The sequence below is a fragment of the Nocardioides sp. IC4_145 genome (assembly GCF_011250565.1).
Classification (GTDB): Bacteria; Actinomycetota; Actinomycetes; order Propionibacteriales; family Nocardioidaceae; genus Nocardioides.
This window is the reverse complement of record NZ_JAANMS010000002.1, coordinates 75,970-99,632: the sequence shown is the minus strand read 5'-3', so window position 1 is coordinate 99,632 and position 23,663 is coordinate 75,970. Positions and strand designations below refer to the sequence as shown.

At 69.2% G+C, this 23,663-nt stretch carries 22 protein-coding genes; 4 read left to right on the top strand and 18 right to left on the bottom strand.

Annotated elements, in window-relative coordinates; all coding sequences use genetic code 11:
• Window positions 1-57 precede the first annotated feature (57 nt).
• From G6553_RS01755 to G6553_RS01730, 6 genes are read right to left on the bottom strand one after another with little or no spacing between them, the layout of a single operon-like run.
• A complete protein-coding gene (locus G6553_RS01755; RefSeq protein ID WP_166188620.1) occupies window positions 58-1,206 on the bottom strand; it encodes a thiolase family protein in 1,149 nt (382 codons plus the stop codon).
• Window positions 1,203-1,628, bottom strand: a complete 426-nt coding sequence (locus tag G6553_RS01750; protein ID WP_166188619.1) for an OB-fold domain-containing protein — start codon at window positions 1,626-1,628, stop codon at window positions 1,203-1,205. The genes G6553_RS01755 and G6553_RS01750 overlap by 4 nt, the downstream gene beginning before the upstream one ends.
• Entirely contained in the window at window positions 1,621-2,061 is a 441-nt protein-coding gene (locus G6553_RS01745; protein ID WP_166188617.1) for an OB-fold domain-containing protein, read from the bottom strand. Before G6553_RS01745 ends, G6553_RS01750 begins: the two co-directional genes overlap by 8 nt.
• Window positions 2,058-3,257 carry a lipid-transfer protein gene (locus G6553_RS01740; RefSeq protein ID WP_166188615.1) on the bottom strand — a complete coding sequence of 400 codons (1,200 nt, stop codon included), beginning with the start codon at window positions 3,255-3,257 and terminating at the stop codon, window positions 2,058-2,060. The genes G6553_RS01745 and G6553_RS01740 overlap by 4 nt, the downstream gene beginning before the upstream one ends.
• Window positions 3,250-4,449, bottom strand: coding sequence for a CoA transferase (locus tag G6553_RS01735; RefSeq protein WP_166188613.1), 1,200 nt, complete (start codon window positions 4,447-4,449; stop codon window positions 3,250-3,252). The genes G6553_RS01740 and G6553_RS01735 overlap by 8 nt, the downstream gene beginning before the upstream one ends.
• Complete coding sequence (locus tag G6553_RS01730) at window positions 4,449-5,693, bottom strand: CoA transferase (protein ID WP_207619232.1); 1,245 nt, start codon at window positions 5,691-5,693, stop codon at window positions 4,449-4,451. Before G6553_RS01730 ends, G6553_RS01735 begins: the two co-directional genes overlap by 1 nt.
• 270 nt (window positions 5,694-5,963) lie before the next feature.
• Here G6553_RS01730 and G6553_RS01725 point away from each other — a divergent pair, with 270 nt between their 5' ends.
• Window positions 5,964-6,818 carry a GntR family transcriptional regulator gene (locus G6553_RS01725; protein WP_166188819.1) on the top strand — a complete coding sequence of 285 codons (855 nt, stop codon included), beginning with the start codon at window positions 5,964-5,966 and terminating at the stop codon, window positions 6,816-6,818.
• 63 nt (window positions 6,819-6,881) lie between these two features.
• On the opposite strand, the gene lhgO is transcribed toward G6553_RS01725, so the two are convergent.
• Window positions 6,882-8,084 (bottom strand): L-2-hydroxyglutarate oxidase, encoded by a 1,203-nt coding sequence (gene lhgO / locus G6553_RS01720; protein ID WP_166188612.1) that lies wholly within the window; start codon window positions 8,082-8,084, stop codon window positions 6,882-6,884.
• 89 nt (window positions 8,085-8,173) lie between these two features.
• Between lhgO and G6553_RS01715 the strand changes: the two genes are divergently transcribed.
• The 3 genes from G6553_RS01715 to G6553_RS01705 are packed head-to-tail and all read left to right on the top strand — an operon-like array spanning window position 8,174 to window position 11,191.
• Complete coding sequence (locus G6553_RS01715) at window positions 8,174-9,349, top strand: iron-containing alcohol dehydrogenase (RefSeq protein ID WP_166188610.1); 1,176 nt, start codon at window positions 8,174-8,176, stop codon at window positions 9,347-9,349.
• A complete protein-coding gene (locus G6553_RS01710) occupies window positions 9,346-10,815 on the top strand; it encodes an aldehyde dehydrogenase family protein (protein WP_166188608.1) in 1,470 nt (489 codons plus the stop codon). Before G6553_RS01715 ends, G6553_RS01710 begins: the two co-directional genes overlap by 4 nt.
• Before the next feature lie 7 nt (window positions 10,816-10,822).
• Window positions 10,823-11,191: an EthD domain-containing protein gene (locus G6553_RS01705; protein WP_166188606.1), complete on the top strand. Its 369-nt coding sequence runs from the start codon at window positions 10,823-10,825 to the stop codon at window positions 11,189-11,191.
• Window positions 11,192-11,265: 74 nt separating this feature from the next.
• Here the strand turns inward: G6553_RS01705 and G6553_RS01700 are convergent, their stop codons facing one another.
• The 11 genes from G6553_RS01700 to G6553_RS01650 all read right to left on the bottom strand — a co-directional run bounded on the left by G6553_RS01700 (window position 11,266) and on the right by G6553_RS01650 (window position 23,506).
• Entirely contained in the window at window positions 11,266-12,084 is an 819-nt protein-coding gene (locus G6553_RS01700) for an SDR family oxidoreductase (RefSeq protein WP_166188604.1), read from the bottom strand.
• 4 nt (window positions 12,085-12,088) lie between these two features.
• Window positions 12,089-13,123, bottom strand: a complete 1,035-nt coding sequence (locus tag G6553_RS01695) for an ABC transporter permease (RefSeq protein WP_166188602.1) — start codon at window positions 13,121-13,123, stop codon at window positions 12,089-12,091.
• Entirely contained in the window at window positions 13,120-14,742 is a 1,623-nt protein-coding gene (locus tag G6553_RS01690) for a sugar ABC transporter ATP-binding protein (RefSeq protein ID WP_166188600.1), read from the bottom strand. The genes G6553_RS01695 and G6553_RS01690 overlap by 4 nt, the downstream gene beginning before the upstream one ends.
• The gene (locus G6553_RS01685; RefSeq protein WP_166188598.1) at window positions 14,739-15,869 is read right to left on the bottom strand and encodes a substrate-binding domain-containing protein; all 1,131 of its coding nucleotides are present in this window, start codon (window positions 15,867-15,869) and stop codon (window positions 14,739-14,741) included. The genes G6553_RS01690 and G6553_RS01685 overlap by 4 nt, the downstream gene beginning before the upstream one ends.
• Before the next feature lie 117 nt (window positions 15,870-15,986).
• Complete coding sequence (locus G6553_RS01680; protein WP_166188596.1) at window positions 15,987-17,627, bottom strand: FAD-binding protein; 1,641 nt, start codon at window positions 17,625-17,627, stop codon at window positions 15,987-15,989.
• 226 nt (window positions 17,628-17,853) lie between these two features.
• Window positions 17,854-18,636 (bottom strand): glucose 1-dehydrogenase, encoded by a 783-nt coding sequence (locus G6553_RS01675; RefSeq protein WP_166188594.1) that lies wholly within the window; start codon window positions 18,634-18,636, stop codon window positions 17,854-17,856.
• A gap of 38 nt (window positions 18,637-18,674) precedes the next feature.
• The gene (locus tag G6553_RS01670) at window positions 18,675-19,535 is read right to left on the bottom strand and encodes an SDR family NAD(P)-dependent oxidoreductase (RefSeq protein WP_166188592.1); all 861 of its coding nucleotides are present in this window, start codon (window positions 19,533-19,535) and stop codon (window positions 18,675-18,677) included.
• A complete protein-coding gene (locus G6553_RS01665) occupies window positions 19,514-20,767 on the bottom strand; it encodes an acyl-CoA dehydrogenase family protein (protein WP_166188590.1) in 1,254 nt (417 codons plus the stop codon). Before G6553_RS01665 ends, G6553_RS01670 begins: the two co-directional genes overlap by 22 nt.
• Complete coding sequence (locus tag G6553_RS01660; RefSeq protein WP_207619231.1) at window positions 20,768-21,769, bottom strand: NADP-dependent oxidoreductase; 1,002 nt, start codon at window positions 21,767-21,769, stop codon at window positions 20,768-20,770.
• A gap of 20 nt (window positions 21,770-21,789) precedes the next feature.
• Complete coding sequence (locus G6553_RS01655; RefSeq protein ID WP_166188589.1) at window positions 21,790-23,022, bottom strand: cytochrome P450; 1,233 nt, start codon at window positions 23,020-23,022, stop codon at window positions 21,790-21,792.
• Window positions 23,015-23,506, bottom strand: a complete 492-nt coding sequence (locus G6553_RS01650) for a nuclear transport factor 2 family protein (RefSeq protein ID WP_166188587.1) — start codon at window positions 23,504-23,506, stop codon at window positions 23,015-23,017. The genes G6553_RS01655 and G6553_RS01650 overlap by 8 nt, the downstream gene beginning before the upstream one ends.
• Window positions 23,507-23,663: the final 157 nt, after the last annotated feature.

Below are 23,663 nucleotides of genomic sequence, written 5' to 3'. Positions count from 1 at the left end.
AGAGGTGCCCGTGGCTGGCGGTGCGTGCGGTGGTCGGCGGGGTGGGTCGCGGCTGCCTCAGCGCGAGAGCACGGTGCAGGCGCTGATGCCCGGCGCTCCGTAGACGTGCGTGAAGCCGGTGCGGGGGGCTCCCGGCACCTGCCGCTGGCCCGCGTTGCCGCGCAACTGCATGACCGTCTCGTAGACCTGCCGCAGACCCGTGGCGCCGATCGGCTCGCCGTTCGCGATGACGCCGCCGTCGGTGTTGATCGGGAGGCGGCCGTCCGGGCGGGTCTGTCCCTCCGCGATCAGCTTCTCCTGCTCCCCGTGCGCACAAAGCCCGGTCTCGGCCATGTGCATGATCTCGGCTCCGGACTCGGTGTCCTGGATCTGCGCCAGGTCGATGTCCTCGGGGCCGATGCCGGCGGACTCGAAGGCGGCGGCGGCGGCGTCCGAGGTCGGCCCCGTGAGCGTCTCTGGGGTCGTCCAGGGGCTGAACACCTCGAACGACCCGAAGCGGCGGGACCGGAACTCGGCCGAGCGTAGGTAGACCGGCGTCGAGGTGTAGCGGTGGGCGACCTCGCCGCGCGCGAGCACCAAGGCGATGCCGCCCTCCCCGGGGGAGCAGAACATGTACTGGGTCAGGGGGTGGTTGACCATCGGCGCGTCGAGGATCTCCTGCGCGGTCAAGGCCTTGCGCCGCCAGGCGTTGGGGTTGAGCGCCCCGAGGGCGAATGACTTCTCCGCCACCGCTGCCAGCGTCTCGTGTCCGATGCCGTGCTCGGCCATGTAGCGCACGATCTTCTGGGCGAAGAACTGGGTGGTGACCATCATTCCGGTCTGGCCGTACCACTCGCCGATGCCCAGGCTCGCCGGATCGGTGTTGAAGGCGCCTCGGGGGTGCTTGTCGAAGCCGACCACCATGCCCAGGTCGTACTGCCCCGACATGAGCGCACTCCGCGCTGAGATCAGCGCCGAGCCGCCGGTTCCGCACCCGTTGTGCACGTTGATGAACGGCGCCCCGGTGAGTCCCAGGTCCGAGACCAGGGAGTCGGGATCTCCGGCGGAGTGGCTGCCGCCGTAGGTGAACTGGATGTCGGACCATTCCACACCGGCGTCGGCCAGAGCCTGGCGGGCCGCGAAGGCACCCTGGGCGCGGCCGCTGACACCCTCCGTGCGGCCGAAGGGGTGGATGCCGATCCCGACGATGGCGACGTCGCTGCTCATGCGGTGACCTCCTGGGGCGCGAAGGCGAAGGTGTCGACCCGGACATCGCCCTCGGCGAACGCCGGGAGGGTGACCAGCTCCATCGGCATGCCGAGGGCGAGTGCCGCGGGGTCGTTGACGGTGAGCCGCGCCTCGACGCAGACGTCCCCGAGGTCGACGTAACCGACTCCGTAGGGCTCGAACGGCTCGAAGCCGCGGTACGGCGACTTCGGCGCGAAGTACTGAACGGTGAAGGACCACAGCGTGCCGGTGGTGGGCAGCGCGATCCGTTCGGCGGCGTCACCGCCGCAACGTGGGCATCCCGACTGGTAGGGGAACGTGGTCGTCGAACAACGGGGGCAGCGGGCCCCCGCCAGCGTCGGCGACGTCGTCTCCGACGGGTCGACGAACAACGAGTCGTCGACCCAACGGCGCTCACTCATGGTCACTCTCCTCCTCGGCGGCAGGCCGCCAATGCGGCAGTCGGACACCCTCGACGTCCACGAATTCGACGACCATCGGCTGCCCGATGGTCAGGGACGGGCGGCCGTCGAGGTGGCCGAGCAGACGGACGGTCGGCGCCTCGTCGAGCTCCACGAGGACGACGGTGTACGGCGTGGGGTGAGCGGGGTGCACCTGGTGCTCGACGACGGTCCAGCTGTACAACGTGCCCCGCGGTGTCACGGTGCGCCAGGTACGGCTCAGCTCGCCGCAGTGCGGGCAGCACTCGCGCGGCAGGTGCAGGTCGGCCCGGCACCCCGCGCACTGGCGGACCGCGAGCTCTCCGCGCGCCGCGGCGGCGAAGAACTCCCCGGTGTCGACGTCGTCCACTACCGGGACGACCGGTCCCACGGTGGTGGTTTCGGTCCCGGTCATCGGTCTACTCCCAGAATCAGGGCGCTCGCGCCCGGCGGCGGGGCCGAGGTGACCAGGCAGACCTCTGCGCCGGCGACCTGGTTGGTCGAGGTCCCCCGGATCTGGCGGACCCCTTCGACGACGTGGTTCATGCCGTGGATGTAGGCCTCGGACAGGTGACCGCCGCTGGTGTTGAGCGGCAGGGTGCCGCCGGTCGTCAGCTGGTCCTCGGTGAGGTGCGCGGCCTGACCTCGGGGCACGAAGCCGTAGTCCTCGAGCTGGATGAGCGTGGTGATGGTGAAGCAGTCGTAGATCTGGGCGACGTCGATGTCGGCCGGCGTCAGGCCGGCGCGCCCGAAGAGCGTCGGCGCGGCGGCCGCGGACGGCCACGTGGTGATCGACGGGCGCAGCAGCGCGGGGAACATCAGACCGGGCTGGACGCAGGCCCCCGTTCCCTGTGCCGCCGAGATGATCGGCACCGGGACGCTCGCGAGGTCGCGGGCCCGCTCGGTGGAGGTGACGACCACCGCGCACGCGCCGTCGCTCTCGAGGCAGTAGTCGAAGAGCCGGAGCGGGTCGGACAGCATCCGCGAGGCGAAGTACTCCTCGCGGGTCATCGTGCGGCCGTGGAACTGGGCGGCCGGGTTGTTGTTGGCGTGGGACCGGCAGGCGAGCGCGATTGACGCGAGCCCCTCGGACAGCTTGTCCACCGACATGCCGTGCTCGTGGGCGTACCTCCGGGCGACCACGGCGAAGAACTGGCCGGCCGTTTGCATCCCGAAGGGCAGGAAGAACTCGTCGTAGCTGCCCTCCCCGCCGGCGGCGCCACGCTCGCCGACCAGCCCGTACCGGTTCCCCGAGCGTCCGTTCAGGGCGCGGAACACGACGACCGTGGACGCCAGGCCGGCGCTGACCGCTGCAGCGGCCTGGGCGACCATCGCGGCCGGACCCGACCCCCCGGGGCCGGCCTCGCCCCAGTAGGTGAGGTCCCGGACGCCGAGGGAGTCGGCGAGGGCCGGCGCTGACACCAGGTCCATGTCGCAGCGGACGATGCCGTCGACCTCCCGCGGGTCGATGCCCGCGTCAGCGAGCGCCGCGCGGGTGGCCTGGACCGCCAACGTGAGCGGCGAGCGCCCGGAGTGCTTGGAGAAGTCGGTGGCTCCGATGCCGGCGATCGACGTCGCACCGGGGACCCACCTGTGCGCGAGTTCAGTCACGGGAGCCGTCCGGCCTGGCAGCGTGCTCGTCCAGGCGAGGAGGCGCCCCGGGCGTGGTCTCGAACGCGGTGAAGCGGTACGGCAGGCCCGGGTAGGGATGGGTCGTGCCTTCCGACGACTCCATCTGCAGGAAGAAGCCGCGCTGGTCCAGGTGCTCGTCGTGCACCAGGTCCTCGAAGGCGTTGAGCCGGCCGATGGGCAGGCCGCGCCGCTGACCCTCGTGGTAGACGGTCTCGGCGTCCTGGATCAGGAAGAAGACCTCGATCAGCTCCTGGACGTGGCCGAAGGCCTGCTGTCGGTACGCGACGTCCTGGTACGCCGGATCCTCGAGGTCAGCCGCCATGCCGAGGTCGCTCATCCACGCCAGCAGCGAGTTCCACGCCTTCTGCTCCGACAGGATCAACGCGAAGTACACGTAGGCGCCGTCGGCGCACTCGAACACGGCAGGCTGCGTCGGCTCGGGCTGCGCGTGCCGGCACGTTTGCCGCTTCACCAGCGCCCTGGGGTAGAACCAGTACGGGTTCGCGAGCTCGCCGCTCACGGCATTGGCCTCGTGGATCGACACGTCGACCAGCTGGCCCCGCCCGGTGCGGTGGCGCTCGATCAGTGCCAGGAGCAGGGCGCACCAGGCGAAGCTGGCCCCCAGCTGGAATCCCTGGTTGCCACCCGGCCGGATCGGCGGGATCGAGTGGTCGTCGTACCCACAGCTGTTGAGCATGCCGCCGGCGGCGAGGGCGACGAGGTCGCTGGTGCGGTAGTCCTTCCACGGGCCGGTCAACCCGAACGGGGTGATCGTCACGATCACCAGGTCCGGGCGCTCCGCCTGAAGGCTGTCAAGGTCGAAGCCGAGCGCACCCAGCCATTCCGGCTCCTCCAGGATCACCACGTCGGCGCCGGCGAGCACCGATGCGAACACCGCCCGCTCCTCCGCGGAGGCGGCGTCTACCACGCGGCTGGTCTTGCTGGAGTTGTAGGCCCAGAACTCGAGGCTGTGGTCGGGGTCCTCCTGACCCTGCACGAACGGGCCTGTACGGCGACTGGCGACGCCGCCGGGCGGCTCGACCTTGACGACGTGCGCGCCGAGGTCGGCGAGCAACTTCCCGGTCTGCTCCCCTGCCGGACTCTGCGCGAGCTCCACGACGGTGAGCTGCTGGACCGGGGAGGTCCCCTTGGTGACCTGTGCGGCACTCATCAGATGACTCCCTCCGCGGCCAGCTCGGCCAGCGTGTCGGCGTCTCGGCCGAGCAGCTCGCCGAAGACGTAGGCGTTGTCTTCGCCGAGCAGCGGCGCCGAGCGCCAGTTGTCGGGGCTGGAGGTCGACAGCCGGGCTGGGAACCCCTCAAAGAGGGCCGGACCGATTACCGGGTGGTCGAGCTCGAAGAACGTCCCTCTGGCAGCGATTTGCGCGTCGATCTCACTGAGGTCGCGGGAGTTCTGCACCGCTGCGGCGATCACACCGGCGGACTGCAGTTCGTGCATGGTCTGGTGCTTGTCGCGCTCTGCAGTCCACGCGGACACGTGGGCGTCGAGCTCGTCGTGGTGGGCCACCCGCCCGGCAGCGCTGGCGAAGCGCGTGTCGTCGGCCCACGCGGGGTTCTCCATCGCGGCACAGAGCGACTTCCACTCCTCGTCGGTGAACACCGCGATCGCCACCCACTGGTCATCGCCGCGCGCCGGGTAGACCCCGTGCGGCGCGCACTCGGGGTGCTCGAGGCGGTTGCCGCGCGGGAAGTCCGCGCGGCGGCTGGGCCGGTCATTGACCAGGGTGTCGAGCAGGTCGGCACCGAGCAGGCCGACGCCGGCCTCGACGGCGGAGACGTCGATCTCGGTCCCCTGGCCCGTGAGCATCCGGTGGAAGATCGCCAGCAGCAGGCCGGCGGAGTTGTAGTACGCCGCTTGGTTGTCCATGTAGGACAGGCCCCAGCCGGACGGCTCGCGACCCGGCAAGCCGCTGTTGAACGACAGACCGCTGACCGCCTGCACCACGGGACCGTAGCTGCGGTAATGCGCATGCGGGCCCGAGTGCCCGTAGCCGCTCATCCGCGCGAAGATCACGTCCTCACGGATCTCACACAGCTGGGGGTAGGTGAGATTCCAGCGCTCCATCACGCCCGGGGCGAAGTTCTCCGTGACGACGCCGCAGTGGGCGATGAGGTCCAGGACCAGTTCGCGCCCGCGCGGGTCGGCCATGTCGACGGTGATCCCGAGCTTGTTGCGCGAGTAGTTGTTGAACAGCCCACCCTTGTCGGGATCCGGGTTGGGATCCTCGTCGCCGTACGACCGCACCTCACCCTTGTAGATGGGCAGCCGGCGGGGCGTGTCGAGCCGCTTGCGGTTCTCGATCTTGATGACTTCTGCCCCGAAGTCGGCCAGCAGACGTGTGGCGACGGCCCCGACGCCCATCCAGCAGAAGTCCGCGACCTTGATGCCGGCCAAGGGGCCCGTGCGCGGTCGGGGCCGGCGCTGGTCGGAGCCGCCTGCAGAGGGGCCGCCGTACGTGGTCTGCGTCACGCCGCCATGTTATTCATCATGATGAACTAGGTCAAGGGCCTGTCGTGACCCTGGTCTCAGAGATCTCGCCGCTGCTGGCGGTCGCAGGGATCGTTGTTTCGATAGCAACGAGGTGCGAGAGTGAACCCTGTTCGCAGGGCCCCGACGTGTCACGTCGGCAGCGGCCCACGCCGCGACCTCGACCAGAAAGCCGACATGAGCGCAGAGCCGATCGACGACCTTGCTGCAGCCGCCGCGGGCCGAGCGGCGAACGACCCGCGGCCCGCTCACGGGTTGCCCATCATCTACGCCCCTCGCGGATTCCGCTCCGCGTCGGACGCAGCGCCCCGGACTCGCGAGCCGAAGGCGGCGGAGGTGACGGCGTCCCGGATCGTCGACGACATCATCGGCGGCCGCGTGCAGGTCGGCGAGAAGCTGCCGACCGAGCCTGAGATGCTCGAGCGGTACGCCGTGAGCCGCGAGTCGCTGCGCGAAGCGCTGAGGCTCCTGGAGATCCAGGGGATTATCGACATCAAGCGCGGGCCTGGCGGCGGACCCTTCGTCGCCCCTCTGAACTCGGGGTACCTGGCCAGGACCTCGTCACTCTACTTCCACCTCAGCGGGGCGACGCACATGGAGCTCCTCCAGACCTGGGCGATCCTGGAGCCATCGCTGGCGGAGCTTGTCGCACAGAAACCCGATCGACGGGCGAAGCGAGCGGTCTTCGCGCCGTTCATCGACTACGACCCGGACGCCCATCAGTCCGACGAGCTCTTCGCTGACTTCAACAACTTCCATGCCGCCATCGCACAGCTGAGCGGCAACCGCGTCCTCACCCTCGTCACGCAGTCGGTGACGCACATCGTGGTGGAGAACGTCCTGCGTTCGGTCGACCCGGTCTCGGAGCGCTCCATGCTCAGCCACTCCCACGAGGACATCGCCGTCGCGATCGTCGACGGCCGCGCGACCAAGGCGCGCAAGCTGATGGCTGAGCACATCGGCGAGGTTCGCGACACCTACCTGAGCCGCTCGCCCGACCAGGGCCTCATGCCCGTCGAGTGGCGCCTCTGAACCGCGGACCGGGGCGCGAGCGCGACGCGTCGGCCGCCGGCGTCGGCCGGCTGAGGCTGCGGATCAGTTAGCGGCCATGACTCGGTCGACGAGCTCCCCGGCGATAGCGAACGACGCCGTGGCAGCCGGCGAGGGCGCATTGCGAACGTGGGTGACGGGACCATCGGTGGACAAGGCGAAGTCATCAACCAGCGAGCCGTCACGACCAAGCGCCTGAGCGCGCACACCAGCGTGGACGCTCCCATCCAGGTCGTCGACGGTGAGGCCGGGCGCGTACCGCGCCGCCTCACGGACGAACGCCTTGCGACTCGCCGCCATGGTGAGCTCACGGACACCCGTGCGCCAGAAGCGTCGCGCAAGCCGCCAGCTGCCTGGCCAGGCCGCTGTCTCCCACACGTCGCGGCCGCGAAGCCGAGTGGCGGAGTACCCGTCGCGCGCAGCCACCATCATCGCCGTGGGGCCCAGCGACACAGTGCCGTTGATGTGGCGGGTGATGTGTACCCCGAGGAAGGGCAGCGTCGGGTCGGGAACCGGGTAGATCATCCCGCGCACCAACGGCTCCTCCGTTCGGCGAAGCTGCAGGTATCCGCCCCGGAAGGGCACGATGCGCGGATCCCCCGGGGCTCCTGACGAGCGGGCCAGCCGGTCCGACCAGAGACCGGCGCAGGTGATGGCACGCCGCGCGGTGACCTCGCCGTCCGGCAGCTCGACCCGGCAGATGTCACCGTGGTTGCGCACCGACCGCACCCAGGTGTCGAACCGGAGCTCCACGTGCTTCGTCTCGAGCTCACGTCGGATGGCGCGGGCGACTTCGGCGTAGTCGACGATGCCCGTTCCGGGCGAGTGGAGTGCCGCCAACCCGGCAGCATGCGGCTCGATCTCCTTGATCTCCGCCGCCCCCACCCGGCGCAGACCTTCCACGTCGTTGGCGCGTCCACGGCGCTCGAGCTCGTCCAGGCGGGGCAGCTCGTGCTCCTCGAGGGCGACGATGAGCTTTCCGCACCGTTCCACCGGGATCCGGTGCTCGGCCGCGTAGTCGTACATGAGGCGAGCACCCTCGACGCACAACCGGGCCTTGAGCGAGCCTGGCTCGTAGTACACCCCGCTGTGGATGACACCCGAGTTGTGACTGGTCTGGTGCGCAGCCACGTCGGACTCACCCTCGACCACGAGGATGCTCGCACCGGGGTGCCGGGCAAACCACTCGCGAGCGACGGCGAGGCCGACGATCCCGGCCCCGACCACCACGAGGTCGTACTGCTTCATCTGGCACGCTCCTTGCAATTTGTTATGAGGAATAACTACCATCTGGGACGTGGGTCACACAACTGGATCCACCGACGACGGGAGTCCGCATGATCGAGATCGACGAATTCCTCTTCCCTCGCCGGGTGGTCGCCGCACCGGGTGCCGCCGGCCGGCTGGGTAGCCTCCTGACCGGTGACCGCGTCCCGCTGGGCGCAGTGATGGTGGTCGCCGACGCAGTGGTGCACGACCTCGGGCTCGATCGGGCTGCCGTGGGCAGTCTCGAGGACAGTGGGTACGACGTCGTCGTCTTCGCCGAGATCGAGGGTGAGCCGGACGACCTCGTGCTCAAGCGGGCCATCGCGGCTGCGCGCGCGGCACAGGCGGTGGCGTTTGTAGGCATCGGCGGCGGCAGCGCACTCGACGTCACCAAGCTCGTGGCTCACGCGGTCGGCGGCGACGTGGAGCCCGACGACCTGCGCGGACCCATCGCGCCGATCGCGAACTTCCCGTTCCTGGCACTGGTCCCCACCACGGTCGGCACGGGTGCCGAGGCGACCCGCGTCGCGATGTTCGCGGTCGACGGCGCGAAGCGGGCTGTGCTGAGCGCCCAATTCGTGCCCGACCTCGCTGTCCTCGACGCCGACCTCGTCGCCGGCCTGCCGGCAACCGTCGTGGCAAGCACGGCCCTCGACGCGCTGTCCCACGCCTTGGAGTCGGCGATGTCGACCACCAGCAACGACCTCACCAGGCAGTTCTCCGTGAGGGCGTCCCAGATCATCTTCGACCGCCTGCGCCCCGCCCTCGGCGGCGACCGCGAAGCCCGCGGCGATCTGCTGTACGCGTCGTTCCTCGCTGGGGTCTCGCTGAATGCGGGCGTGGTGCTTGGGCACAGCTTGAGCTACGTGCTCGCGGCCCGTCACGGACTGGCACACGGTGTGGGTTGCTCGCTCGCCCTTCCCTACTGCCTGGCTTACAACCAGACGATGGGTGAGGAGCGCGGTGCGGAGCTCGCCGCGGAGGTACTGCAGGACGAGACGGCCGACCTGCGCCTCTTGGCGACCCGGGTCGCGGAGCTCTCCGCTGACGCCGGCCTGCCCACGGACCTGCTCGGCCTCGGATCGACTCCCGAGGAGTCGGAGCAGATCGCTTCGCGCGTGGTCGCGGACTATCCGCGCCCCACGAACCCGGTCCCGCTGGAGACCGGTCGACTGACCACCTTGATCACTCACCTGCGCACCGGCGACCTCGCCGGCGCCTGGACCGCGATGGGAGCCACCCCGTGAACCAACCGACCACCTCCACCCCTGCCCGCTACCAGGCACTGGTCGGAGGGGAGTGGATCGACGCTGGCGACCAGTGGCTCGACGTGCACGACCCGGCCGCCTGGGACACCGTGATCGCGCAGGTGCCGAGCCTGTCGGCAGACACGGTGCGCGGCGCCTACAAGTCAGCCCGCGAGGGAGCCGAGCAGTGGGCCGCGACCGGCGCTCTGGCGCGATCGGCCGTGCTCTTCCGCGCGGCTGCTGTCCTCCGCGAGCGCGCTCCGGAGCTTGTCGCGCTGCTGACGCGCGAGAACGGCAAGACGACGGCCGAGGCGACGGTCGAGGTGGCCAAGTCGGCGGAGTTCTTCGAGTTCTACGCCGGGCTGGCCCGGTTGCCGTACGGCGAGTTGATCCACGACGCCCGCGAACGCACGACCACCAGCGTTCGCCGTGAGCCGGTGGGTGTGGTGCTCGTCATCACGCCGTGGAACGACCCGCTGCTCACGCCGGCGCGCAAGCTGGCGCCGGCGCTGTTCGCAGGCAACGCTGTGGTCCTCAAGCCGGCTAGTGACACGCCGGTGATCGCGCTCGAGCTCGTTCGCGCGCTCGTCGACGCCGGCGTGCCGGCTCGAGCGGTCACGACGGTCACCGGCCGCGCGGGGAACATCGCGGACGCGCTCCTCGACTCCGACGAGATCGATGCCGTCACATTCACCGGTTCGACCGAGGTGGGACTCGACCTCCAGCGCTCGCTGGCGGGGCGGAACCTGCGGGTACAGACAGAGATGGGCGGCAAGAACGCCTCGATCGTGCTGAAGGACGCGGACCTGGACCTCGCCGCGGACACGATCGCCGCCGCCGGCTTCGCACAGGCGGGGCAGCGCTGCACGGCGACCAGCCGGGTTCTGGTTGAGACTTCCGTGCACGATGCGCTGCTCGAGCGTCTCCTGGCGCGGGCGGGTGCGCTCGTGGCAGGTGCCGGCAGCGCCAAGGGCACCACCCTCTGCCCGGTCATCAACCCTGCTCACCGCCGCGAGATCGAGGAGCACGTTGCCCGCGCCGAGGCCGAGGGTGGTCGGGTGCTCACCGGCTCCGTGGACACCTCCGGGCTTGCGGCTGACGGCTGCTTCGTCCAGCCCACGGTGGTCGCGGACGTCACGCCGGACATGAGCATCTGGACGCAGGAGGTGTTCGGGCCGGTCATCGCCGTCATGCCCGTCGCTGGCCTTGAGGAGGCCATCGAACTCACCAACGCCTCGGAGTACGGTCTCTCGGCAGCGCTCTTTACCCGGGACATCGGTGCCTCCGAGACGTTCCTCGACCGCGTCCGAACCGGCCAGGCCGCCGTGAACCTGCCGACGTCCGGGTGGGACGTTCACCACCCCTTCGGCGGGTTCAAGCTGTCCGGCTCGGCCCACAAGGAGCAGGGCCTTGAGGCGCTGCACTTTTACCAGCGCGTCAAGACGTGCGCGGTCCGCGCGGTCTGACGGTCGCATGATCCGCTGGGTCTTCCTGCTGCGACGCCGTCCCGGCATGTCGACCGAGGACTTCCGCGACTACTACGAGCGTCATCACGCCCGCCTGGGGGAGAAGCACGTCCCCCAGGCGGCGCGCTACGTCAGGCGCTTCCTCGACCCGCCACCGTTGTCGACCGCGCCGGTTGACGACGCGGACGACGTGATCACCGAGCTGTGGTTCCTGGCCCGCGAGGATCTGGACGCAGCCGTGGAGCACCTATCGTCACCGGCCGTTCAAGCGGAGATCGTCGCCGACGAGCTACGCCTGTTCGACCGGTCCCGGACGCGCAGCTACCTGGTAGTCGAGCATGACTCCCCAGTCCAGCGCGCGTCCCTAGCGCCGTGACTCGCGGAAACCAATCGGCCCGGACGTGCCCCTTGAAGGGTGCACGTCCGGGCCGAAGTGGTCTGGGCCGCGGCTCAGCGCGCGGTGAAGCCACCGTCCACGGTCAGCGTTGTCCCGGTGACGTACGACGACGCGGGGCCCAGCAGCCACGCGCTCGACTCGGCGACCTCCTCCGGTCGGCCGAAGCGGGCGAAGCCGGTGAAAGCGCCGGCCACCTCGGGCTCGGACAATCCGGAGCCTTCGAGGGCGCCTCGAAGCATCGGCGTGTCGATCGCACCAGGAGCGACAGCGTTCACCCGGATGCCGTGCGGCGCGTTCTCCAGCGCAGCTACCTTCGTCAGCCCGAGGACCCCGTGCTTGGCCGCGACGTACGCGGCGTTCCGTTCCTGGGGACGGAACGAACTCACAGACGCAATGTTCACCAGTGAGCCCCCCTCCCCCTGCGCCATCAGGGCCCGAAGCTCGTGCTTCAGGCAGAGCGCCATCCCGGTCAGGTCAACGGCCATGACCGACTGCCACTCCGCCAGGTCGAGGTCGCTGAGCAGGCGGCTGTCAGGCGGGCGAGCGGCGTTGTTCACCGCGCCGTCGAGGCGCCCGAACCGCTCGAGGGTACGGGCGACCATCTCCTCCACCTGCGTCTCGTCCTGCACGTCGACGGCAAGCCCCAGCGCCGGCACAGGAAGCGAGTCGGCCACGTGAGCCGCACGAGACCCGTCGAGGTCAACGACCACGACGTGCGCCCCCGCAGCGGCACAGCGGCGGGCGGTCGCCAGCCCCATCCCCTGTGCGCCGCCGGTGACGACCACCACCCGCCCGGCGAGGTCGCCGGGCGGGTCGGGCCGTGCGTCTGGCTGGATGTTGGCGAGATGAGTGGCAATTTCAGTGTCCGGCATCTGCTTACCTGTGCGTTCCCGCTAGGACGCCCGTGTCGGCGTCGCTACCCCCGCCGTCGACCTCGACTGCCTTGATCCGGCGTTGATGCTGGGCAGCCCGCAGCCGCGCGCCGGCCAGAGCCACCGCGCCGATGAGAGCGACCCCGTTGAACATGTCGTCGAGCCACCGCTGGTTGTTGATCAGCTGGAGCCCCTTGATCCCGGTCGCCAGCGCGTAGATCGCGATGATCGTGCCCCAAACGTTGAACTTCCCGGGCTTCAGCTGCGTGGTGCCGAGGAACGCCGCGGCGAACGCCGGCAGCAGCAGCGTGTTGCCGAACGTCAAGGAGGGGGCAGTCCGAGAGGCATACAAGATCCCTGCGATGGACCCGATGACCGCCGAGGTGACCAGCGACAAGAAGATCAGCTTGTCGACGCGGACGCCGGAGAGCCGCGCCGCCTCACGATTACCGCCGGTGGCGTAGACGTACCGACCGAACGGCGTGTACTCGAGCACCCACCACAGAAGCAAGCCGAGCGCGAGCATGTAGACGACGATGATCTGGAACCCGAAGAACTCGGTCTGGGTCAGGCTGCGCCACCCGGCGTCCGGGGGCGGTACCGGCTGCTGCAGCTTGGTGACGATGGTCTGGGTGGCGATCACGATCGACGACGACCCGAGCGTCGCGATGAAGGAGTCGACCTTCAAGACGACGACGACGAACCCGTTGATCGCACCGATGAGCGCGGAGACGAGAACGGTCAACGCGATGGCTGACCACATGCCGAGGCCGTGATCCGACTGCAGCAGCGTCACGAACACCGCCGCGAATCCGACGTTGGCCCCGATCGAGAGGTCGAAGACGCCCGTGGCCAGCGGAATGACCAGGCCGAGGGCAAGGATGGCGACGATGGCCTGTTGGGCGGCGACCGAGTGCAGGGTGGTCGAGGTGAGGAAGGTGTCCGGGCGCAGTACGCCGAACACGACGATCAGTGCGGCCCAGATCCACAGTCCGCTGTAGCGGTCCAGGCCCAGTGACAGGCGGCGCTTGTCGGTCATGACGCGTCCTTCGTGAGTTCGTCGGAGATGTGGGAGACGTGCTCTGGAGCGCGAACATCGCGTCCGAGGCACCACTGGGCGATCTCGTGCTCCTGGATCTGGTCACCGGTCAGCTCGGCGACGACCTCGCCGTTCCGGAAGACGAGGACCCGGTCGCAGATGGCCTCGAGCTCGGCGAGGTCCGAGGAGCTGACGACCGCTCCGGTGCCGTCCGCTGCGACCTCCCTCATCAGTTCGTGAAGCTCGCGCTGCGCCCCCACGTCCACCCCTTGGGTCGGCTCGTCGAACAGCAACACCGACGGCTTGCAACGCAGCCACTTCGCGAACAGGACCTTCTGTTGATTGCCGCCGCTGAGAGCGCCGAAAGCCAGACCTTGCGCGCCCAGCGGCTTCACCTGCAGGCGCTGGAACCAGGCCGCGACCTCTTCCTCTTCCAGGGAGCGGCGCAGGAATCCACGCTTGAAGAAGCGGCGCACGTCGGTGACCGAGCAGTTGTCGGCGGCGGTGAGCGTCAGGATCGAGCCGTGCGTCTTGCGTTCGGCCGGCAGGTAGGCGACGCCGTGACCGATCGAGGACGCCGGGTCACCGGCGGGCAGCTCGACGCCTCGCAAAAGCACCTTTCCGCGCTCGCGCCGATGGGCGCCGAAGATCAGACCGAGAGCCTCCTCACGGCCGGACCCGGTGAGCCCGGCCAGCCCGAGGATCTCTCCCTCGTGCACGGTGAAGGTGGCGTCCCGGACGGCGCCGGCGCGCACGCCCTCCACCCGGAGAAGCTCAGGCAGCCGCTCTCGAACGGCATCCGTGCGCTCTGCCTTTTCGATGGAGTAGCCGACCATGGTGACGATCAGCTCGTCCTTGGTCATCTCGTCCACCCTGCGAGTGGCGACGTTGACGCCGTCACGCAGGACCGTCAATCGGTCCGCGACCTGGAAGACCTCGTCCAGGCGATGCGTCACGTACAGCACGGCGGTCCCAGCCGCAGCCACCTGGTCGACAATGAGGAGGAGGTTCTCCACCTCGGCCGCCGGCAGCGTTGCCGTGGGCTCGTCGAGGACCAGGACCGCGGCCGCGTCCTCGGTCGATGCGTCGGTGTTCAGCGCCCGGGCGATAGCCACACCCGTCTTCTGCGAGGGGGTCAACTCCTCGATCGGAGAGTCGAGGTCGAGGTGCTGCAGTCCCACGCGGGACAGGGACAGGCGCGCGGACTCGCGAGCGGTCGACCAGCTGATCACACCGAACCGTGTCGGGAAGGACCGGCCGAGGAACATGCTGTCGAGGACGGAGCAGGAGTCCACGAGGCCGAGGTCCTGGTGCACAAAGCGCAGACCCAGCCGCGCGGAGTCGCCCGGCCCGGCGAAGCTGAGCCCCTCCCCATCGACGGTGATCCTTCCGCCGTCCGGGATGTAGTAGTTGGCGAGGCATTTGATGAGGGTGGACTTTCCGGAGCCGTTGTGGCCCAGGAGTGCATGGACCTCGCCGGGGAGGATCTCGAAGGAGACGTCGTCCAGCACGCGTGTGCCCGAGAACTTCTTGACGATGCCCTCAACCGCGAGGCGGGGCGGGCGCCCCGCCTCGCGGGCGGCTGCACGCCGCGCTGGCTGTGCAGAAGCTTGGCTCATTTCACGAGCCACAGGGCCTTGAACTGCTCGGCGTAGTCGGCCGGCTCGCACCACGGCTGCTCCGGGTCCGTACCGATGTTCGACGCGTCGAGCAGCTGCTTCGGCATGAGGCCAGCGGTTTCGCTGTGCTCCATGCCCTGCTGGTCACGGAGCAGCGTGTCGATGATCTGCCATCCGTTGTACTGGAAGCAGATGGTGGTCCAGGCCGCTTCGGTGCCGTTCTTGATCCCCGCCCGCTGAGGAGCTCCGGCTGCCTCGCCGGCCAGCTTCACCTTGTCGGCGAGGCCGGCGGACTTCAGCGCGCTGTCGATGCCGACTGCGAAGTCGCCGACGGAGCTGATGACGTAGTTGATCGCGGGATCCTGCTGGATCATGGAGACAATCTGGCCGGGGATCGCGCCGGAGGCGACGTCGGTGATGGCGGCATCGAGGTGCGTGACCTTGCAGCCAGGGCACGTCTCGGCGATCTGGGCGTCGAATCCCTCGGAGAACTTCTTCAGCACCGGGAACGCGGGCACGTTCATGACCAGGACGTTGGCCTTTCCGTCCGAGTCGGCCACCGCCCAGTCGGCGAGCATCTTGCCCTGCTCGCCGTTCTCGTCACGCGCGATGCTTGCGATCACCGTCTCGCCGAGGTCGGTGTCGCCGATGTGGCCGGGGATGATCTTGATCCCGGCAGCCTCGTACTTGGGGATGATCTGCTCCCACTGCGAGCGGTCGACACCGGTGAAGGTGACGCCATTCGGCTTGGGATTCATCTCGAGGGCTTCCTCGAGTCCCTTCAGCAGCGTGGCGGGGTCGGTGTTGTCGAAGGGGATCTCCTCGTAGTCCCAGCCCGCGGCATCGGCTGCGGCCCTCGCGCCTTCCGCGGTGTTGACGCAGTTGCTGTCGGCGCAGGAGATGTTGACGAGCAGGCCGGGGGCGGGTGCCTCGTTGAGCGGCTCGTCGATGCCGATCTCCGTGGGCGGCTGCTTGTACTGCTCGACCGCCGCCTTGGCGGCCTCGATGGCGGAGGTATCGGTCGACCCGGATCCGTCCGGGGTACCCTCCGAGGAGGCGCAGGCGGCCGTGGCGAGAGTCAGTGATGCCACGAGGGCACCGATTCTGACGAAGGTCTTCCGGGGCACGATGGATCTCCTTTTGCTGGATGTTTTCGGGCGCGACGGCATGCCGGTCGGACCCGGGGGCTTCCCCGAGCTGTGGGTGTGGTGGTGGTGGAGCGCGCAGCCGGTCGGGCTGCGCCGTCAGTTCGTGAGCGCGAGTCGGGCGAGCGCCGTCTCGGCCGCGTGGTTGCCGGCGAGCCAGCCGAAGACCATGGCTGGGGCCAGCGTTCCTCCGGCTCCGCCGTACGTGCCTCCCATGACGGAGGAGACGACGTTTCCGGTGGCGTAGAGGCCGTCGATAGGACCGCCGTCGACGTGTTCGACCTGGCCGTTCACGTCGGTCCGAGGGCCGCCCTTGGTCCCGAGAGCGCCTGGGCGCATCTGGACTGCGTAGTACGGGGCCGTGTCGATCGGGCCGAGCGTGGATTCCACACCGGCCCCGATTCGGCGGTCACCCCAGTAGCGGTCGTGGGCCGAGTCGCCACGGTTGAAGTCGTCGTCGTGACCCTGAGCGCAGAACCCGTTCCACCGGTCGATGGTGGCGGCCAGCTGGTGGGCGGGGACACCGATCTTGTCGGCGAGCTCGGAGATCGTCGCCGCCTCGATCAGCCATGCGGGGGTGGGTTCCCCGGCCCGGTGGACCGCGATGCCGTAGCGCTCGAGGTACTCCTGGTCGAAGATCATCCAGGCCGGCAGGTTGGTGTAGCCGTACCCGGTCGCGTCCATGACGTGGAACGCCGCACCGAGTGCGTTGTACTCGGTCGCCTCATTGGCGAAGCGCCGTCCCTGCGGGTTGACCATGATGGTGCGGGGCCAGGTCCGCTCGGGGTTGATCATCCACGCGGTCGTACCTCGGCCCGGGACGTCGACGTCGATCATGGGCACCCACCACGCTTCGCGCATGTTGCCGAGTGCGGCGCCGACCCGCATGGCCATGCGAAGGCCATCGCCTGTGTTGGTCGGCACGCTCGCGTACCGCTCGAGAGGCCCCCGGAGGAACGCCTGTCGGAAGCGCTCGTCACGCTCGAAACCACCAGTGGCAAGGATGACCGCACCCGAGCGGACCTCCTTGCGGCCCTCGGACGTCTCGAAGACGGCACCGCGCACGGCGCCGTTCTCGGTGATCAGCTCGACAGCTGAGTGGCCGACGTGCGGCTCGATGCCGCGATCGAGGCAGGCGCGCAGCAGGGGGCCGATGAGGCCCTGGCCGGATCCCCGCTCGTCGCGCTCCTTACGGCGCTCAAGCTCCGCGGGGTCGATCCCGAAGACGGGCTGGTTGCCGAGGGGGCTCTCGCCCATTCGAGTGGAGCCGTCGAGCTGCGGGCCGCGGGTGACCCGAGCCGCCCACTCGCCGAGCTCAGCGAAGGGGTAGAGCGGGCACTCGAGCGAGCGACCGCCGGCCGTCTTCCCGCCGGTCTCCTCTGGGTGGTAGTCGGGGAAGGACTCGATCAGCTGGAACCGGGTCGGCGTGTTCTGTTCCAACCAGGTGACCATGTCCGGTCCGGCCTCGACGAGCTGGCGGGCGAGCTTCTCCTCGATGAGCCCGTTCGACATCGCCATGATGTAGGTGACTGCCTCGTCCGCGCTGTCGTCGATTCCGGCCTCGGCCATGTGCGGGTTGTTGGGGATCCACACCATGCCGCCGGACCACGCGCTGGTACCTCCGACCTGGTCGCCCTTCTCGAAGAGTCCGACTCGAGCGCCGGCGTCATGGGCGCGCAGGGCGGAGACGAGCGCGCCGGCGCCGGTGCCGATGACGATCACGTCGTAGTCGAGGCTCATGGCAACTCCTGGTTGTTCGAGAGGGGCGGCTTCGCTGTGTGTGACTGGCACCACCTCAGGCTGTCGAAGCAAGTGAAGTGTTCCCGATCACAGATGTCAATCCTTCCGAGGAATTCCCTTAGAAATTGGCTCCCGCGGCGGGAACGAGCTCCGCTTTCGGCTCGGTTTTCGCCCGCGCTCGTGTCGCGCAGCCGTCCGGGACGGCGGCTGCGCGCGACGAGGGGTCTCAGTACTTCGCCGACTGCCCGCCGTCGATGGGGATGACCGCCGCATTGACGTAGCTGGCGTCCTCGGACAGCAGGAAGGCCACGACTGCGGCGACTTCCTCAGGCTCGCCGAAGCGACCAGCGGGGTTCCCCTGAGCGAATTGGACCGCTGCAGCGCGCGGGTCCTCAGGGTCGAGCTGGCGCATGGAGGCTTCAACCATGGGCGTCCACGTGGCCCCCGGGGCGATGGCGTTCACGCGGACACCCCATTGGCCGTACTCCACGGCGGAGTTTCGGGTCAGGCCCACGACGCCGTGCTTGGCCGCGGCGTACCCCGATTGCCGGCCGATGCCGCGTATCCCGCCCACGGAGGCGCTGTTGACGACGTATCCGCCACCTTGCTTGCGCATCACGGGAAGGACCGCTTCCAGTCCGAGGAAGACGCCGGTGAGGTTGACGTCGAGGACGCGCTGGAACTCTTCCTCGGTGTAGTCCTCGGTGAGGTTCTGCGTGCCCTCGATGCCGGCGTTGTTGAAGAACCCGTCGACTCGGCTGAAGGCCTCGAGCGTGCTCTCGACGTAGCGGGCCACGTCAGGTTGTCGCGACACATCCGCTGTGGTGCTGACGATTCGGGTGCCGGGGCTCGCCGTCTCGACCGCCTCTCGGGTGCGGACCAGACCCTCCTCGGAGCGATCGACGAGCGACAGGACCGCGCCCTCGGCGGCGAGCCGCACTGCGGCCGCTCGCCCTAAGCCGGATCCTGCGCCGGTGATGATCACTGTCCGGTCGTTGTAACGGTGCACTCAGGCCCTTTCTAATGGTCTCGGAAGCGCTGGGGGCTTCAATAGGGCAGGGTGCCGCCGTCGACGTTGATGGACGAGCCGGTGATTCCGGCGCCGCCGGGGCCGGCGAGTAGGACAGCGACCGCGCCGACCTCTTCGACGGTGTTGAGCCTGCCGATGGCTGACTCCTTCGCGTAGTCGGCCTTGTACTCCTCGTAGGAGATGCCGTTCTCGGCGGCGAATGCGGGCCCGTTCTCGGCCATCAGGTCCGTCTCGATGCCACCGGGGCAGATCGCATTGCAGGTGATGCCCCGGCGTCCGTACTCGTGGGCGACGGCCTTGGTGAGACCGAGCATCGCGTGCTTCGCCGACGTGTAGTGCGCGACGGTCGCCTTGTTGCCGAGCTTGGCGTTGACGGACGCGACGTTGATGATCCGACCAGAACCCTGCTCCAACATGGCCGGGATCGCCGCCCTGGAAGCTGTGAAGGCGGAGTCGACGATGAAGGAGAAGGCGTTGCGCCACGCCTCGTCCGTCATCTCGTGGACGAGCGCGAACCCGTCGACGCCTCCAGCGTTGTTCACGAGGACGTCGAGCCGGCCGAAGCGCTCGAGTGTGTGGTTGACCCAGCCCTCGACGTCGGCGCGTGATCGCGCGTCCCCCGGTCGGAAGGCGGTGCGATCGCGTGCGTCGATCTCGTCGAGCGCGCGCTCCCCCTTCTCCTGCGAGCGCCCCGTCAGCACCACTGAGGCACCTTCGGCGACCAGCGCCTCGACGATCCCGCGGCCTATCCCGCGACTACCTGCAGTCACTAGGGCGACCTTGCCCTCGAGTGTTCCCAACGTGCCTTCCCGTCCGTCAGCCACGCCGTTCTCCCGGGCGGCGCCCGGTCGACCGTTCAGCGCGGGATGTCCTTCCATGGCGTGTTCTTGTCCGCGCGGGGCTCCGCGGGAAGCCCGAGCATCCGTTCGGCGATCAGGTTGCGCTGGATCTCATCCGAGCCACCGGCGATGCGGTAGCCGGGCGCGCCCAGCACGTGCTCGGTCCAGGCGAACGAGTCCGGCGTGCCGTCGTCCACGACCAGTCCCGGGCCGAGGGCGTCCTGCGCGAAGGCCGATACCTGCCGCAGACGGTTGACCCACTGCAGCTTGCGCATCGACCCGACCACGTCGGTCGAGTCGCGACCGGCGGCCGCCGCGTCGCGGGCGAGTGCGACCTCGCCGAGGGTGTGCGAGACGACCAGGTCGGCCAGGCGTTGACGCAGGACAGGGTCCCCGAGGGCTCCGGTGGTCCGGGCCAAGGCGATCGCGTCGGCCAGCCCCGCCCCGGTCTGGGTGTTCTCCCCGCTGGAGGTTCGCTCGAAGCCCAGAGTGGTGAGCGCGACCTTCCAGCCCTCGCCCACCTCACCGATGCGCCACGCGTCCGGGATCCGCACCTCGGTGAGGAACACCTCGTTGAAGCTGGACCCGCCCGACATCTGCCGCAGCGGCCGGATCTCCACCCCTTCGGCGTCGAGGGGGACCATGAACGCGGTGATGCCGCGGTGCTTGGGCGCGTCCGGATCCGTCCGCGCCAGGAGCTCGCCCCACTGGGCGAACTGGGCGCCCGACGTCCAGACCTTCTGCCCGGTGACGACCCACTGGTCACCGTCGCGGCGTGCACGGGTGCCCAACCCGGCCAGGTCGCTCCCGGCGCCCGGCTCGGAGAACAGCTGGCAGGCGAGCACGTCGCCCCGCAGCATCGGGCCGACCAGGGCCCGTAGCTCGGGCGTGCGGTCGAATACCCGGAGGGTCGGTGCGATCAGCTGCAGCGTCACCGACACCAGCTCGTGGGCGTCCGGGACGTCGTACTTCGCCTCGGCGCGCGCGAAGGCCTGCTCGTACGACGGCGGGAGGCCCGCACCGCCGAGCTCGGTCGGCCAGCTGATCGCCCCGAAGCCTGCGTCGTACCTGCGGCGGACCCAGTCGGTGAGCCGGCCGATGAGTGCCGCTTCCTCGTCGAAGGACAGGTCGTGGAAGACGGCCAGCGAGGAGGTGTGCGGTCCTCCCGGAGCAGTGGTGCCGCGGCGCGGGAGGCCCTGGCCCTTCAGCCAGTCGCTCGCACGTGCCGCGAAGTCTTCGAGACTCTCCGTGCGGTCAGGGGTGAGTGTCATTCAGTCCTCCAGGGCGACAAGGGCCTTGCCGATCACAGCGCGCCCGTCGAGCAGGGTGAGGAAGCCAGAGAAGGCCTCCTCGATGCCGTGACCGACGTAGGTCTCGGGACTCACGACGCGGCCCTCGCGCACGAGAGCGGTCACCTCGGCGAGGAAGTCCGGCTGGCGGCTGTCGTGGTCACCGACGATGAAGCCCTCCATGCGCAGCCGGCGCCAGATCATCAGCAGCAGGTTGCGCGGGCCGGGCACGGGCTCGGTCGCGTTGTAGACGGCGATCGCGCCGCACAGCGCAATCCGGCCGTTGTCGCGCATGGCTCGGATCGCTGCCTCGAGGTGCTCGGCGCCGACGTTGTCGAAGTAGACGTCCAGCCCGGGCCGGCCCACCTCCTTCAGCGCGTCGGCGAGCAGGTCGCGGACCGGGCCGTCGTGGTAGTCGAACGCGGTGTCGAAGCCGAAGTCGCCCATCACGCGCTTGGCCTTGTCCGCGCTGCCGCAACTGCCAATCGTCGTGCACCCCCGGGCCCTCGCGAGTTGGCCGGCGATCGCACCGACGCCTCCGGCGGCGGAGGAGACGAACACCGTCTCCTCCTGCTGCAGGCCAGCGACGAGGTTGAGGCCGACCCACGCGGTGAAGCCGGTCTGGCCCAGGGCACCGAGGTGGTCGGTCGCCTTCAGCCCGTCGATGTCGACGACCTCGACGTCCTGCGGCGCCAAGGCGGCGTACTCCCTCCACCCGTGCTGGTGCACGACGACCGATCCGACGGGAACGGCGGCGTCGTCGGAGCGCTCGACCACCCCGGTGGCGTGGCCGGTCATCGCCTCGCCCAGTGCGTAGGGCTCGACGTAGCTCGTGCCCTCCGACATGCGCCCGCGCATGTAGGGCTCGACCGACATGACGGTGTTGCGGACGAGCACCTGACCCGGCTCGACCACCAGGTCCGTGGTGACCACGTCCACGTCGTCAGGGACGGGGGTGCCGACCGGCCTACGGACGAGGTGCACTTCGCGATTGCGGACAGTGCTCACTCCGCGACGTCCCACTCGAGCCAGAGGTCCTCGAGACCGAGCTGGGGGCCGGTCTCGCGGAGCTCGTCGACTTGGACCGCCCGATAGTGCGGGATCCGCTTGTGCCACTCCTCGAGCGCGATGTTGAGCTCGCGCCGCGCCAGGTGCGTTCCTAGGCATTTGTGGGGCCCGGCCGCGAAGGCGAGATGCCCGGTCGCATCGGTGCGGCTGAAGTCGACCCGGCTCGGGTCGGCGTACTTGGTCTCGTCACGAGTCGCAGAGGGGACGGTCAACATGGCCATCTCGCCGGCGGACATGGGGCAGCCGTGGAACTCGGTGTCCTGGACGACCTTGCGACCGTCCATGACGATCGAGTACACGCGGAGCATCTCCTCCACGGCGACAGGGATGAGGCCGGGGTCATCGAGGATCTGCTGTCGGTCCTCGGGGTGCTCCGAGAGGTGCAGCATCATGTAGCCCAGCTGGCTCTTGACCGTGTCCAGGCCGGCCAGCACCAGCACGCCGCAGATGTTGAGGAACTCCTCGTCGCTGATCGGCGCGTCGCCGATCGTCGACCGGCTGAGGTCGGTGAAGAAGTCGTCCTCGCGGGGGTTGGCCTTGCGGTCCGCGAGCAGGTCGACGAAGTAGTCCCGGATGCTCGCCTGAGCCTGGGACATCGCCGCGGCGGCATCCTCCGCCTCAGCACCGAGACCACCGAAGACGGCCTCGACCCAAGGGACGAACCTCTTGGAGTCCTCGTGGGGAAGCCCCAGGATCTCCAGGAACACCTTGGTCGGGTACTCCTTGGCGAACTCGTTGACGAAGTTGACCCGCCCGCGCGCAACCAACGGTTCGATGAAGGCGATCGCGTGCTCGCGAATCCGCTCCTCCCGGTCCCGGATGGCGCGCGGGGAGAACGGCGCGTTCAGCACCCGACGGTAGAGCTTGTGCTTGGGCGGGTTCTCCATCGTCGGGATCCAGTGCCAGTCCGGCTCAGGCACCGTCGGGATGGTGGCCTCGCTGCTGAACACCTCGTGGTCGTGGAAGGCGTCGCGCACAGTCTGGTCGTCCAGGAGCATCCAGAAGCCGCCCCCGAAGGTGTTCCACACGATCGGAGAGAGCGCTCGGAGCCGGTCCAGCTCAGAGTGGTAGCTGTGGATCGGCAGCGGCTGGTTGAAGTCGAAGTGCACGACCGGGCAGCCACCCTTGGTCTGGCCCTCGAGGACCTCGATCGCCGGCTTGTCAGACATGGGCGGCCTCCACCCGGGTGTCGGGGACCAGCTGGCCGAGCGTGACCGGCCGCTGCTCCCGCGTGCCGACGACCAGACGCAGCGACCGGATGCGCCAATCGTCGTCAACCAGGGCCAGCTCCATGTCGTAGCGGCTGTTCATCATCAGGGTCGTGTCCGGGCTGTCGAAGGCCACCTGGTGCGAAGTGAGGTATCCGACCGACCTCGCCTGGTCCCCGTCGAGGTCGACGAGCATCACGCGGAGCGCGTGCTGCTGCCACCGCAGGTGAGCCGTGGCGTCAAGCACCCACCGGGCGATGGCGGCGCCGCCCACGAGGTCGGCATCGACGTCGTACGACGCCGTCGCCTGGGGGTGGAAGATCCGCTCGAGTGCCTCGCCGTCGCGCTCGTCGCAGGCGAGGGCATAGGCCGTGACCACCTCTGCCACCCGCTGCCGCTCGATGGCGGCGCTCGTCGTGGCTTGGCTGCCGCGTCCGGAAATCATGTCGTGTCTCCTGTCGTGTCGCGCGCGACGACGCGTGCTCGTTCGGCGCCGCCTCGACGACGTTGAGATGTCGATCACGGCGCTCGTGACGCCGATTACACTGACCCAGGCGTGGGCGTGTCAATGCCTGGAGCCGATTTTCCTCATGATGTTTGGC

Excerpts from the sequence above, each read along its gene's own strand:
- G6553_RS01655 (WP_166188589.1), bottom strand. The coding sequence starts at position 23,022 with ATGTCTGACAAGCCGGCGATCGAGGTCCTCGAGGGCCAGACCAAGGGT.
- G6553_RS01690 (WP_166188600.1), bottom strand. The coding sequence starts at position 14,742 with ATGAGCCAAGCTTCTGCACAGCCAGCGCGGCGTGCAGCCGCCCGCGAG.
- G6553_RS01745 (WP_166188617.1), bottom strand. The coding sequence starts at position 2,061 with ATGACCGGGACCGAAACCACCACCGTGGGACCGGTCGTCCCGGTAGTG.
- G6553_RS01705 (WP_166188606.1), top strand. The coding sequence starts at position 10,823 with ATGATCCGCTGGGTCTTCCTGCTGCGACGCCGTCCCGGCATGTCGACC.
- G6553_RS01700 (WP_166188604.1), bottom strand. The coding sequence starts at position 12,084 with ATGCCGGACACTGAAATTGCCACTCATCTCGCCAACATCCAGCCAGAC.
- G6553_RS01680 (WP_166188596.1), bottom strand. The coding sequence starts at position 17,627 with ATGAGCCTCGACTACGACGTGATCGTCATCGGCACCGGCGCCGGCGCG.
- lhgO (WP_166188612.1), bottom strand. The coding sequence starts at position 8,084 with ATGAAGCAGTACGACCTCGTGGTGGTCGGGGCCGGGATCGTCGGCCTC.
- G6553_RS01715 (WP_166188610.1), top strand. The coding sequence starts at position 8,174 with ATGATCGAGATCGACGAATTCCTCTTCCCTCGCCGGGTGGTCGCCGCA.
- G6553_RS01735 (WP_166188613.1), bottom strand. The coding sequence starts at position 4,449 with ATGAGTGCCGCACAGGTCACCAAGGGGACCTCCCCGGTCCAGCAGCTC.
- G6553_RS01755 (WP_166188620.1), bottom strand. The coding sequence starts at position 1,206 with ATGAGCAGCGACGTCGCCATCGTCGGGATCGGCATCCACCCCTTCGGC.
- G6553_RS01650 (WP_166188587.1), bottom strand. The coding sequence starts at position 23,506 with ATGATTTCCGGACGCGGCAGCCAAGCCACGACGAGCGCCGCCATCGAG.
- G6553_RS01750 (WP_166188619.1), bottom strand. The coding sequence starts at position 1,628 with ATGAGTGAGCGCCGTTGGGTCGACGACTCGTTGTTCGTCGACCCGTCG.
- G6553_RS01665 (WP_166188590.1), bottom strand. The coding sequence starts at position 20,767 with ATGACACTCACCCCTGACCGCACGGAGAGTCTCGAAGACTTCGCGGCA.
- G6553_RS01670 (WP_166188592.1), bottom strand. The coding sequence starts at position 19,535 with ATGGAAGGACATCCCGCGCTGAACGGTCGACCGGGCGCCGCCCGGGAG.
- G6553_RS01725 (WP_166188819.1), top strand. The coding sequence starts at position 5,964 with ATGAGCGCAGAGCCGATCGACGACCTTGCTGCAGCCGCCGCGGGCCGA.
- G6553_RS01695 (WP_166188602.1), bottom strand. The coding sequence starts at position 13,123 with ATGACCGACAAGCGCCGCCTGTCACTGGGCCTGGACCGCTACAGCGGA.